The 12,951-nt window shown below is 42.7% G+C and carries 10 protein-coding genes; 2 read left to right on the forward strand and 8 right to left on the reverse strand.

What is annotated here, in order from left to right; genetic code table 11:
• Nucleotides 1–127: 127 nt before the first annotated feature.
• Nucleotides 128–1,708, forward strand: coding sequence for an SH3 domain-containing protein (locus NST24_RS12645; RefSeq protein WP_007501478.1), 1,581 nt, complete (start codon nt 128–130; stop codon nt 1,706–1,708).
• A gap of 97 nt (nt 1,709–1,805) precedes the next feature.
• Here NST24_RS12645 and dtd read toward each other — a convergent pair whose 3' ends face one another.
• The 8 genes from dtd to NST24_RS12685 all read right to left on the reverse strand — a co-directional run bounded on the left by dtd (nt 1,806) and on the right by NST24_RS12685 (nt 11,283).
• The gene (dtd, locus tag NST24_RS12650; protein ID WP_342461851.1) at nt 1,806–2,249 is read right to left on the reverse strand and encodes a D-aminoacyl-tRNA deacylase; all 444 of its coding nucleotides are present in this window, start codon (nt 2,247–2,249) and stop codon (nt 1,806–1,808) included.
• 18 nt (nt 2,250–2,267) lie between these two features.
• A complete protein-coding gene (locus NST24_RS12655; protein ID WP_008342726.1) occupies nt 2,268–4,478 on the reverse strand; it encodes a bifunctional (p)ppGpp synthetase/guanosine-3',5'-bis(diphosphate) 3'-pyrophosphohydrolase in 2,211 nt (736 codons plus the stop codon).
• Nucleotides 4,479–4,620: 142 nt separating this feature from the next.
• Nucleotides 4,621–5,133, reverse strand: a complete 513-nt coding sequence (locus NST24_RS12660; RefSeq protein WP_008342729.1) for an adenine phosphoribosyltransferase — start codon at nt 5,131–5,133, stop codon at nt 4,621–4,623.
• 23 nt (nt 5,134–5,156) lie between these two features.
• Nucleotides 5,157–7,490, reverse strand: a complete 2,334-nt coding sequence (gene recJ / locus NST24_RS12665) for a single-stranded-DNA-specific exonuclease RecJ (protein ID WP_039167070.1) — start codon at nt 7,488–7,490, stop codon at nt 5,157–5,159.
• Nucleotides 7,491–7,571: 81 nt separating this feature from the next.
• Nucleotides 7,572–7,928 carry a lipopolysaccharide assembly protein LapA domain-containing protein gene (locus tag NST24_RS12670; protein ID WP_024718382.1) on the reverse strand — a complete coding sequence of 119 codons (357 nt, stop codon included), beginning with the start codon at nt 7,926–7,928 and terminating at the stop codon, nt 7,572–7,574.
• 99 nt (nt 7,929–8,027) lie between these two features.
• The gene (locus tag NST24_RS12675) at nt 8,028–8,516 is read right to left on the reverse strand and encodes a cation:proton antiporter regulatory subunit (RefSeq protein ID WP_342461852.1); all 489 of its coding nucleotides are present in this window, start codon (nt 8,514–8,516) and stop codon (nt 8,028–8,030) included.
• 200 nt (nt 8,517–8,716) lie between these two features.
• Nucleotides 8,717–10,945: a protein translocase subunit SecDF gene (gene secDF, locus NST24_RS12680; protein ID WP_342461853.1), complete on the reverse strand. Its 2,229-nt coding sequence runs from the start codon at nt 10,943–10,945 to the stop codon at nt 8,717–8,719.
• 41 nt (nt 10,946–10,986) lie between these two features.
• Nucleotides 10,987–11,283 (reverse strand): post-transcriptional regulator, encoded by a 297-nt coding sequence (locus NST24_RS12685; RefSeq protein WP_003216788.1) that lies wholly within the window; start codon nt 11,281–11,283, stop codon nt 10,987–10,989.
• Nucleotides 11,284–11,399: 116 nt separating this feature from the next.
• On the opposite strand from NST24_RS12685, the gene spoVB reads away from it, so the two are divergent.
• On the forward strand, nt 11,400–12,950 hold the full coding sequence (gene spoVB / locus NST24_RS12690) for a stage V sporulation protein B (RefSeq protein WP_019743030.1): 1,551 nt from the start codon (nt 11,400–11,402) through the stop codon (nt 12,948–12,950).
• The last annotated feature ends 1 nt before the right edge of the window (nt 12,951 follow it).

The following is a 12,951-nucleotide window of genomic DNA, read 5'->3' on the forward strand; positions in this document are numbered from 1 at the left end:
CCTTTTATCACATTTTTATCTAGTATAAACAGATTGATTCAATTTTATTAGGGAAACTGCAAGGAATTCATCCATTACATAACGAATTTACATTCATCGGTTTTACAAGGGAGGGGAAAACACCGTTTTGAATCTGAAAACACACCATCACATGATGTTGCTGCTCACCTGTTTTGTCCTCATTGCCAGCACTTGGCCAATGACACATGCGACGGCTCAAACAGATCAAGCTGTCGTTGCAACAGATGAAATCAATGTGCGAACCGGACCTGGTTTAAGCTACGGGATCGCAGCAGTTGTGAAACGAGGAGAAAGCTACCCGATTCTCACTGAACAAGGAGAATGGGTACAGATCGGGCTATCGAACGGACAAAAAGGCTGGGTCGTCTCATGGCTGATTACCAAGTCATCTGATGCACAAAAGCCTGCTAAGCAAAAGACGCAAGGTCAAAGTACGCAAGGAAGCAGTTCAATTACGTCAACAGCCTCTGACCTTCGCATTCGGACAGGCCCAGGGACTTCCTATCAAGTCATCGGCACTTTCCCGCAGGGCGCTTCCGCTAAAAAGCTGGACACAAGCGGCGAATGGACAAAAATATCGTACAAACAAGCGGAAGGCTGGGTCCACTCTGATTATATTTCTGGCGGACAAAACGCTTCTTCATCCAGTTCAGCTGAGCCCGCTCGTTCTAAACAGTCCGGCACAGTTGGCGTATCAAGCTTGAATGTTCGAAAATCGGCGGCACCAAACGCACAAGTGGCCGCTTCACTTTCCCGCAACACTCAAGTCACCATTTTACGGGAGCAAAATGGCTGGTATGAAATCGAAGCAAAAGGCGTTAAAGGCTGGGTTGCAAGTTATTATATTGTCTCAAACCAAGGAACAAGTGCAGCACCTGAAAAGAATTCATCCTCTTCGTCATCTCATCAGAAAGCGTACATCGTTTATGATGGAACGAATATTAGAAAAAGCGCTTCTACCTCTGCTGGAATTGCAGAAAGAGCAACAAAAGGAGCTGCTTATCAAATTGTTCGTACGCAAGGTGACTGGTACGAGGTGACATTATCAAACGGCGGAACAGGCTACGTGGCGAGCTGGGTCGTTCAAACAAAGAAAAATAGCAGCGAAGCACCAAGACCTCAGCAGGATTCATCGTCTGGCACTGGATCTTTAAAAGGCAAAACAATTGTTCTTGATCCTGGGCATGGCGGAAAAGACAGCGGCACGATCGGCGCAGACGGTGCATTTGAAAAGAATATCACGATCAAAACCGCTCATTTGCTGGCGGGTAAGTTAAGAGCTTCTGGAGCAAATGTCTATTTAACAAGAAGTGATGATACATTCATCAGCCTTCAATCGAGGGTTGCCACTTCACATTACCGAAATGCAGATGCATTTATTAGTCTTCATTATGATAGTTTTATGGACCCAAGTATCAGAGGGAGCACCGCATATTATTATCAGGCATCCAAAGATCAACGTCTGGCGACAAGCGTTCATACGGAAGTCGCAAAACGATCACAGATCCCTGATAAAGGAGTCAAATTTGGAGATTATTTTGTTTTAAGAGAAAACAAGCGCCCTTCCCTTTTATATGAACTCGGCTATTTAAGCAATCCTCAAGAAGAAGCGATCATTTATAGCGCCTCTTACCAAGAACGAGTGACAGAAGGAATGACAGAAGGATTAAAACAATATTTCCGATAGAAAAAAGAGGCCGCTGCGCCTCTTTTTTGTTTGATCGCAAAAGAAAAAGACTCTAAACAAACTCTCAGCAAGAGTTTATCTACAGTCTAAAGTGAATCTATTCTTTGCTATCCATCCAGATGGTGACGGGTCCTGAGTTGGTCAATGAGACATCCATCATCGCACCAAAGCGGCCAGTTTCTACATGAATGCCTTTGTCTCTAAGGGCTTTATTGAAACATTCGTAAAGGGCGTTCGCAGCATCTGGCTTGGCAGCTTTCATAAAGTTCGGCCGTCTGCCTTTTCTTGTATCACCATAAAGGGTAAATTGAGACACAGACAGTACACTTCCTTTTACATCTAACAAAGAATGATTCATTTTCCCGTTTTCATCTTCAAAAATACGCAAGTGTGCGAGCTTTTCAGCTAAGTAATGCACATCTCCTTCTGTGTCTTCATGTGTAACCCCAACGAGCACCATATAGCCTTCATTGATGGCACCTGTGATCTCTTCTTCTACTTTCACAGATGCACTCGTCACACGCTGAACAACAAGCCTCATAGACGATATACTTCCTTTCTAATTCATGAATCGGCGAACAGAGTAAATGTCTTTGATTTGTTTAATGCGTTCTACCACTTTGTGCAAATGGTTAATATTTTGGATAAAGATCGCCATATGGATCGTCGCCACTTTGTTACGATCAGACTTACCAGAAACCGATGAGATGTTCGTTTTGGTTTCGTTGACTGCTTGAAGCACCTCATTAAGTAAGCCGCGTCTGTCATATCCTAATATTTCAATTTCCACATTGTATTCTTTACGGTTTCGAGCAGGCTGTTCATGCTCCCACTCAACCGGGATTAACCGTTCCTGCGCTTCTCCTGTCTTCACGTTCGGACAGTCATCACGGTGAACAGATACGCCACGGCCTTTTGTAATAAAGCCAACAATGCTATCACCAGGAACAGGATTACAACACTTAGATAAACGGACAAGCAAGTTATCAATGCCTTTCACTCGCACGCCAGCTTCCCGTTTTTTCCCGTGATATGGTTTTGACTCTACAGACACTTCTTGAACGGTTTTCTCTTGTTCTTCCTGATCTCTTTGTTTTCTTTCTTTTTCCGTTAAACGATTCGCCACTTGGAGTGCCGTAATTCCGTTATAACCGACAGCTGCATACATGTCCTCTTCATTTGAGAAATTAAATTTATCGGCCACTTTTTGCAGATTTTCAGCGGTCAAAATGTCTTTGACATCGAACTCAAGGTTTTTGATTTCTTTCTCCACAAGTTCTCGGCCTTTTTCGACATTTTCTTCACGGCGCTGTTTCTTGAAAAACTGTCTGATCTTGTGCTTCGCTTGGGAGGTTTGGGCAAGTTTGACCCAATCCTGGCTTGGTCCATAGCTATGCTTAGATGTCAGAATTTCAATAATGTCACCTGTTTTTAGCTTATGATCAAGTGTGACCATTTTACCGTTGACTTTGGCTCCGATTGTTTTATTCCCAATTTCCGAATGAATCCGGTATGAGAAATCAATTGGTACGGAACCAGACGGTAGCTCGATGACGTCTCCTTTTGGTGTAAATACAAACACCATATCAGAGAAGAGATCGATTTTTAACGATTCCATAAATTCTTCCGCATCTGTAGATTCATTTTGGAATTCAAGGATTTCTCTAAACCAAGACAGCTTCTTCTGGAAAACGGCTTCTTCCGTCGATTCTGCTGACTCTTTGCCTTCTTTATACGCCCAGTGTGCCGCAATTCCGTATTCCGCAATTTCGTGCATTTCCACTGTACGAATCTGAACTTCAAGCGGGTCCCCTTTTGGACCAATCACCGTTGTATGAAGAGACTGATACATGTTCGGCTTTGGCATCGCAATATAATCCTTAAATCTGCCTGGCATCGGCTTCCAGCATGTATGAATAATACCAAGTACCGCATAGCAGTCTTTAATGCTGTCAACCAAAATACGTACAGCCAGCAAATCATATATTTCATTAAATTGCTTATTTTGCATGACCATTTTTCGATAAATACTATAAATATGTTTCGGTCTGCCGGAGAATTCAGCCTTAATGTTCACCTCAGACACGCGGTCTTTTACTTCATTGACAACCTCGTCCAAGTATTCCTCACGTTCCGCTCGTTTGCGCTTCATGAGATTCACAATCCGGTAGTATTGCTGCGGATTTAAATAGCGGAGGGCTGTATCTTCAAGCTCCCACTTAATCTTTGAAATCCCTAATCTGTGCGCAAGCGGTGCAAAGATCTCAAGGGTTTCATTTGAAATTCTTCGCTGCTTTTCCTGCGGAAGGTGTTTGAGTGTTCTCATATTGTGAAGACGGTCTGCCAGCTTAATTAAGATGACGCGAATATCCTGCGCCATTGCAACAAACATTTTACGATGGTTTTCAGCCTGTTGTTCTTCTTGTGATTTATATTTAATCTTTCCGAGCTTTGTCACACCATCAACAAGCATTGCTACTTCTTCGTTAAAATGCTCTTTTAAATCTTCTAATGTCACATCCGTGTCTTCGACAACATCATGCAAGAAGCCGCCAGCAATGGTCGAAGGGTCCATTTCAAGATCAACAAGAATTCCCGCCACTTGAATAGGATGGATAATATAGGGCTCACCGGATTTCCGGTATTGCTCCTTGTGAGCATTTTCAGCATATTCGTATGCACGCTCTATAAATTGAATATGTTCAGCGGACAGGTATTCTCTTGCCTTATCAATGACCTGCTGCGCCGTTAAAACTTGTTCGTTCGCCATGGAATCACCTTTTTAAATGAAAACTGTATTGTAGTTTATTATCAAGAAAAATTCGATAGATGTAAAGAGAAGAAGTCCGCTAAAAGATTTTTGATAGGAAAAAAGCACCCTTCTTACTGAGTGCTTTTTGCGTAAAACTCCATTAGTATTGCATTAACGTCAAGATGTCGTAACCGTCAAGCTTCTTTCTGCCATCAAGATACGTCAGCTCAATTAAAAATGCAATCCCTGCCACAACGCCGCCTAATTCCTCAACCAGCTTGATGGATGCTTCAATCGTTCCACCTGTCGCAAGCAAATCATCTGTGATCAGTACACGCTGACCAGGACGAATTGCATCTTTATGAATCGTTAATACATCTTTACCGTATTCCAAACCGTAATCGACTTTGATGACTTCACGAGGAAGCTTTCCTTCTTTACGAACTGGGGCAAAACCTACACCAAGTGCGTATGCTACAGGGCAGCCAATAATGAATCCACGCGCTTCAGGTCCAACAATGAGATCAATGTCTCTTTCCTTCGCGTATTCAACGATTTGATCCGTTGCATAACGGTACACTTCGCCTTTATCCATTAACGTTGTAATATCTTTAAATTGTACACCTTCCTTTGGGTAGTCAGGTACAACTGTCACATATTGTTTTAAATCCATCTTTTCCTTTTCCTCCTCGTACGTCAAAGCACAGGTGAGACTTCGCTCATCATGCTATTCAGCCATTCCTTCAGCTCTTTGGCTGAGGAATATGTTAGTGTTTGATCGAGTTCCATCAATCGTTGTTTTGCTGTATAAGACGATGATGCGGTTAAATCTTTTTTAGGGGCATCACGCACTATTGACAGCACACCATTCTCTATTTTAACAAAACCGAGTTCAAAAAACACCTTTGTCATAAAAATGATTGTATCTTTTGTCCAACCTCTATGTTTGGCAAGCTCCATGCCTTGTTCTTTAATAGGAAAACTTCCCCGTTTGAACAAGAACCCATAAAACCATTTGAATTGATCACGGCTCGGGAATGAGGACATAAAGTGATCTTCTTTCCGCTGAAACACCGTATAAATTCTTGCTGGTTGTTGATTTTCTAAAAGCAGCTTGAGCAAGTGTTCATCGGCAGGAACATCGGCAAAGATCACATACTTTTCCTGCACATCAAACGTGGATACATTTTCTGCATCAATAAGGTGAATCGGAATATCCACCAGCTCCGATTGCTTTTTTGTTTCTTCGTCAAAACAGAAGACCATTGTTTTTGCTGGATCAAGTGTTGATACTTTCTTTTCCCAATCTTTTTTCCCGCGTAAATCAAACAGCTGCCATTCATCGACTCTAGCGTCTTTTAGCATGAGCTGAGGTTTCTTTCGGTTATTCCATTCATTAATCGAGACCTCGCCAACGACAGAGATTTGACTCCCTGGGACAAGTTCTTCTTTTAGTTTGCCTTGGTGAAAACCGACACAGTCGAGCAGCTTGTCTTCGTCTTTTAGTGACATTTTAATGTGATTTTGATTGGCCCCGATCGTTCGGATGTCTTCAAGCTGGGCGTCTTCAATCATAATGAACGGCTTAGGATTCTGCATGCCAAACGGGGACAGCAGTCCCACTTCTTCAATGGCTTGCACCGTCATTTCGTCCACTTTACATACTGCATCGACCCGTTGAATTGGAATAAAATCTTCTTCAGTCAACGTTTCATTTGCATATTGATTCAATCTTTCCCTAAGTAAAGGAACATCATCCGCTTGAAGTGTCATTCCTGCTGCCATCGGGTGTCCACCGAAATGCGGCAGGATGTCACGGCACTTGCTCAAATGGAAAAATAAATCAAAGCCAGGAATACTTCGGGCTGACCCTTTCGCCATCTGCGTTTCTTCATCTATTCCAAGCACAATCGCCGGACGAGAAAATGTATCCGTCAATTTTGAGGCAACAATGCCGACAACGCCTGGATTCCAGCCAGCTTTTGCTACGACGATAGCTGACTGGTCAGCGCCTGTCTCTTCGACCATTTGAATGGCTTCTTCCGTGATCGTACTCACAATTTTCTGCCGTTCTTTGTTCAATTCTTGTACAAAACGAGCGAGTTCTTCTGCTTCATCCATATCCTCAGTCATGAGAAGATGAACAGCCGGATCTGCCTGCTCAATTCGTCCAACAGCATTCAGCCTTGGCGCAATTTGAAAGCCGACCGTTTCCTCATTTGCTTCTTCAAGAGTGGCGCCTGCTTCTTTTAATAACGCTTTTAACCCAGGCCGTCTAGATTGACGAAGCTGCATCAGGCCTTTTTTTGCAAGCCATCTATTTTCATCATGCAGCGGGACAAGATCCGCAATTGTACCGATTGCAGCAAGATCTAATAATTCTACTGGGAGTTTACCGAGGAGTGCATGTGCCACTTTAAACGCAACACCGACACCCGCAAGCTCTTTAAACGGATACTCACACCCAGGCTGCTTAGGATGTACAATTGCAAGTGCCTCAGGCAGTTCCTCGCTTGGTTCATGGTGATCTGTGATGATCAGGTCTAATCCTATTTCTTTTGCAATACGTGCTTCATTTACAGCAGCGATCCCTGTATCCACAGTGATGACAAGCGATGCTCCTTGCTCTTTGATATATCGGAAAGCCTGTTCGTTTGGCCCATATCCTTCTTTAAATCGATCTGGAATATAAAAGTCCACCTTCGCAGATCGTTCTTTAAGTGTATGTAAAAGTACAGACGTACTTGTCACACCATCTGCATCATAATCTCCGAAGATCACAATCGATTCCTGCTCTTCGATCGCTTTGTTGATGCGCTCTACTGCTTCTTTCATTCCTTTTAATAAGAATGGATCATGAAATTCGGCTTTTTGATCAAATAAAAAAGACCTCGCTTCTTCTACTTCTTCGAGTCCTCTTTGTACAAGAAGTGATGCAGTCAGCGCTGAAATATTCAGATTTTCAGAGAGTGATTTCACTTTTTCTTCGCTAGGATGTTCATATTCCCAACGCATTTTGGATAATAACATAAATTCACCCCTCAACCACACTATTATACTAGAGTGGACTGAGGGGTTTCAATTTTTATTTTATGAAATTGTACTGGAAGATTATTTTTCCTTCCGGTCAAAAGACGCTGGCTGTTCTTTTAAAGGTGTGACATTCGTTTTCTTTTGAACGTCTTTGTCTACCTTTTTTGGAGAAGCAGTAGGGGCAGTCACAGCGGCTGCACGCTCAGCTTTTAATGCTTTTAATTCACGTTTTAGTTTCACAATTTGGAAAATCCCCGCAAAAGCCACAATGAGTCCTCCCATAAGAACAGAACCGATAATGACAAGGATCAGCGGCCATTCAGCCGTTCCAAATAAGTAGTCTACCTGTACAGGCCGCACGTTAATAACAGCAAATACTGAGACAATTAATACGAAAATAAATGCGAGTATGATGGTCCATTGTTGTTTATTCATCTACAAATCCCCCAAGCTTTTTCTTTTATTCTTCCCTCTTTCTTGTCCTTTTTAAACACCGAAAGAACATGGCGGAAGGTTTTCTATCAGCATGGGCGTTTAGCTGCTGAGTTTTTCTTTAATGAGGCTCTTTAATTCTTTTCTTTCTCCAGAGATGACAAGGGTGTCTCCTTCTTCAATCACCGTATCTGGTCCTGGATTTAAAATTTTCTCATGTGATTTTCTCACAATGGCGATGACTGTCACTTGATAGTTTTGGCGAACACTCAGGTCTCCGATCGTCTGGTTAACAGCCGGTGCGTTCTTTTCAATCTTAAACCATTCAATGATGAGTTCATCAATGGCCACCTCCACTGTCTCAAGCGCTTTTGGTTTATAGACCATGCCGCCTAAAATAGCCGAGATTTGTCTTGCTTCTTCATCGCTAAGCAAGATACCAGAAATACATTCTTCGGGATCATCTTCTTGAAAATGATACATCTCTCTTCTGCCGTCATCATGTGTGATAATGGCAAGCTTCTCATTATTTCTTGTGATCATTTCGGCTTTGTGACCGATACCTGGCAGTTCAGTTTCCCGAACCTTCATAACAGCCCCTCCAATGAATAAAAGCGAAATGCCCCAAACGGACACTTGCTTTCTATACTGATCTAAACGTATGTCATTATAGCAAAAGACCATTTCAAGATCAATGAAACCCGAAATGTTTTTACATATCATCTTATTGTTGTGACGATGACAAGTATGATGCATGAAAAAAAGACTGCCAAGCTGGCAGTCTTTCTTGTTTAAATATCTTGTTCTGTGTCGATTTTAGCCGGCTTTTTCAACTCACGACCTTTCCATATCAGCCAAATTTGTGCCGCAATGTAAAGGGATGAATACACCCCTGTTAATAGGCCGACAAGTAAGGCGATGGAGAAGTTTGTAATAGATGCTGAACCGAAAATGAGAAGTGCAATCACCACTACAAGTACGGTAAGCACGGTGTTCACAGAACGCGTAAAGGTTTGCTGTAAACTTAAATTCACAATGTACGATAAATCTTCGATCGTTTTCGGTTTGCGTTTCTTCATTTGCTCACGCACCCTGTCGAAGGTGACAATCGTGTCATTGATCGAGTACCCAATGACCGTGAGTATCGCTGCAATGAAGGTGACATCCACCTCTAAGCGCGTAATACTAAAGAAGGCAACGATAAAAAATGCGTCGTATAGCAGAGAGACAATCGCTGCAATCGCCATTTTATACTCAAATCGGACGGATACATATAAGATAATCCCGATCGAAGCAATGATGATAGCGTATAATGCGTTACGTGCCAGCTCTTTTCCGACCGTCGGAGACACTGTACTTACGTTAGGCTCCGTTCCGTATTTATCTTTGAAATAATCTTTCACTTCAGCAATTTTTTCTTTATTCGGAACACCGACAAATCGAGCTGCTGCTTGATTTTCTTTTTGCCCCGATAACACAACACTGTCTGTTTCAAGGTCTAGCTTTTTAAAATCTTGCTCCACCTGTTCTGTTGACAGTTTATGGTCACTTTGAATATCAACTCTAGTACCACTTGCAAAGTCAATACCTGCATTGAGCTTGAAGATCGACAGCACAATGATTCCAGCAATGGTAATGGCTGCTGAGAAAATCATAAAGCCCTTACGTTTGCTGACGAAATCCCATTTATCAAATGGTGTTTTCGGTTCAGTATTTTCAGTTGTTTCATGAATATCAATGATGTCTTTCTGACGAACACCAAACCAGCCTTTTCTGCGATCGAGATAGCGGCTTTCTACAAGTAAGCCAAGAAGGAATCTTGATAGGAAGACAGCCGTGATAAAGCTTGTCAAAATTGATAGGATAAGCATCGTTGCAAACCCTTTGACAGAGCTTGTTCCAAAGAAGAATAGAACCCCGCCGGCAATAATACTTGTTAAGTTTGCATCAAAGATCGTGGCAAACGATCTGCGGTTACCCGATCTGAAAGCAGAACGGACAGATTTACCGAGCTTGAGCTCTTCTTTAATCCGCTCATACGTAATAATGTTGGCATCGACAGCCATCCCTACCCCAAGAATCAATGCAGCGATTCCAGGCAGTGTCATGACCGCACCCATCCAGTCAAAGACTTGCAGTGTGATATAGATATAAGCTGACAGTGTAATGACAGCAACAAGACCTGGTAATCGGTAATAAAACAGCATGAATAAGAAGATAAATGCTATTCCTACAATTCCTGCGAAGACTGTTTCGTTTAGTGCTTGCTCACCAAACTGTGCACTCACAGATGTTGAATATTTTTCGGTTAATTTTACTGGCAATGCGCCGGCATTTAAAATGCTCGCAAGGTCTTTTGCCTCTTGAACCGTAAAGTTTCCTTCGATTTGTACGTCACTGCTGTTAATTTCTTGGTTTACATTCGGCGCAGATACATACTTATGATTTGATTTAGAGACTTCTTTTTTGAAGGAATCTCCCTTATGATAATCAAGCCAAATGACAAGCTGATTGTTTGGTGCCATCGCCGCTACTTTTTTTGTCACGTCACCAAACTTTTTCGCATCCTTTAGTTTGACCGTCACGATCGGCTCATTCGTTTGATTGAATGTTTGTTTTGCACCATTTTCAACAAGATCAGATCCGTTTAGAAGCTCTTTGTCATTCGTATCTCTGAAGGAAAGCTGTGCTTCAGTCGATAGAATCTCCCGTGCTCTGTTTTGATCTTTTACACCCGCAAGCTGTACGCGGATACGGTTGTTTCCTTCAATCGAAATGTTCGGCTCACTGACTCCAAGCACGTTGGCTCTTCGGTTTAAAGCCTCTACTGTACTGACGAGAACACCATTTGTGATCTTGTCTTCTTTTTTCACTGGGTGTACATCATACAGAACCTCAAATCCACCCTGTAAGTCCAGCCCTAGCGTCATATCTTTCGCAACGGGCTTCGTTAATAAGCCCACACCAGTTCCGATTAACAGAACCACTAAGAAAAACGCAAGTATGCGCCCTTTTTTCATTATGTATTTCCTCCTTAAACACCTGAATCCATTTAGATGGCTTATTTCAACAGTTCGTCCAGCATATTCTTGCCATCTTCACTGTCCAAAAAAGCAGACGTTTTAAACGACTGAACGGTTGCATAGTTCATAAATTCGCCAATTTTCACAGATAAAATATCTGCAACCATTTCATGAATCGGATACTCTTGTTTTTTCTTCCACTTCTTATTCTCTAAGTATGACCATAATTCCTCTAAATCTACATCTTTATAGCCCAAAACGATGAATTCTTCAAGCTTACTGAACAGAAAAGGCTTTAGATGGTCTTTGTATATAGCAGCCGGATGTTGTGTCATTGTGAGGCTCCCCCTTTTCAGTTTTTTATCGAGAGACTTGTCATGCTTGGACGATATACACGCATATCTTATTGTATATGATTCTATGTCGTTTGAGAAGGCAGGTGATCTGTGATTTGACGAAGCAAACGTTTTTAAAAGGGACGATTATTTTAATTTTAGCAGGTTTTATTACAAGAATATTGGGTTTTGTCAATCGAATTGTGATTGCAAGGTTCATTGGTGAAGAAGGCGTAGGGCTTTATATGATGGCAGCGCCTACCTTTTTTCTCGCCGTGACGCTGACACAATTCGGACTTCCTGTTGCGATTAGTAAGCTAGTTGCAGAAGCAGAAGCCCGTGGTGACAAACAGAAAACAAAACGCATTCTAGTGATGTCCCTTGCGATAACAGGAACACTCAGCCTGATTTTCACGCCGCTCTTTTTATGGTTTGCCCCTATTATGGCGGAAAATATGCTGACAGATCCTAGAACGGTCTATCCTCTGCTTGCCATTACACCCGTCGTACCCGTTATTGCGATCTCTAGTGTGTTAAGGGGCTATTTCCAAGGAAGACAGCAAATGAGCCCGCTTGCGATGTCGCAAGTACTAGAACAGGTCGCAAGAATTTCACTCGTGGCAGTATGTACAACAGCGTTCCTGCCTTATGGAATTGAATACGCAGCAGCAGGCGCCATGATTTCATCTGTCATCGGCGAAATGATTTCACTTGCTTACTTACTGATTGCCTTTCGTTATAAAAAGACCATCCGTATCCGAAAACGTTTTTTCAAGGCAATTCATGATGGGAAGGACACGTTTAAGCAGCTCATGAGTATTGCCCTGCCAACGACAGGCAGCCGTTTCATCGGCAATATCTCTTGGTTTTTAGAACCGATTGTAGTCGCGCAAAGCCTTGCGATTGCCGGTTATGCAGCTGTGGAAGCAACAAGGCAGTATGGAGAATTAACGGGACTTGCGCTCACCCTTTTGACACTTCCTAGTTTTATCACGTATTCTCTCTCCACCGCACTGGTTCCAGCGATTAGTGAAGGGATGGAACAGAACAAACGCAAAACGGTCGAATACCGGCTCAAGCAGGCGATGCGCCTTTGTTTATTAAGCGGGGGCATTTCATGTATTATCCTTTTCGTGTATGCAGAAAATTTAACCCTCTTCATGTATGGTTCATCTCATGCCGCTGTCTATGTAAAATTCATGGCGCCCTTCTTTTTGCTCTATTACTTTCAAGGGCCGCTGCAGGCTGTCCTTCAAGCATTAAATTTAGCGGGGGCAGCGATGACCAACAGTTTGATAGGAGCTGTTGTGAAAACAGGCATGATCTTTGTTCTTGCTTCACAGCCTAGCTTTGGCATTATGGGCGCAGCGCTTGCGATCCTCATCGGCATCGTTCTTGTCACGTTGCTCCATGCGGCAACTGTCGGTAAAGTGCTGCCTATTCATTTACCATTAAAAGAATATGGACTTTGCGTCCTTGTGATCATCGGCACTGGGGCGGTCAGCTTATGGATGAAACATCAAGCGAGCGGACTCTTTTCCGCACCTTTAGAGCTTGTCATGATGATCTTTTTGACGTGCGTGCTGTATGTCATTCTATTAATCTGTCTTGGGCTAGTGAAACGAGAAGAGCTGCGCCGCATCCCGTTTATTGGGAAGCTGCTGTAGC

It is taken from the genome of Bacillus sp. FSL R5-0286 (assembly GCF_038593245.1).
GTDB classification, from domain to species: Bacteria; Bacillota; Bacilli; order Bacillales; family Bacillaceae; genus Bacillus; species Bacillus altitudinis.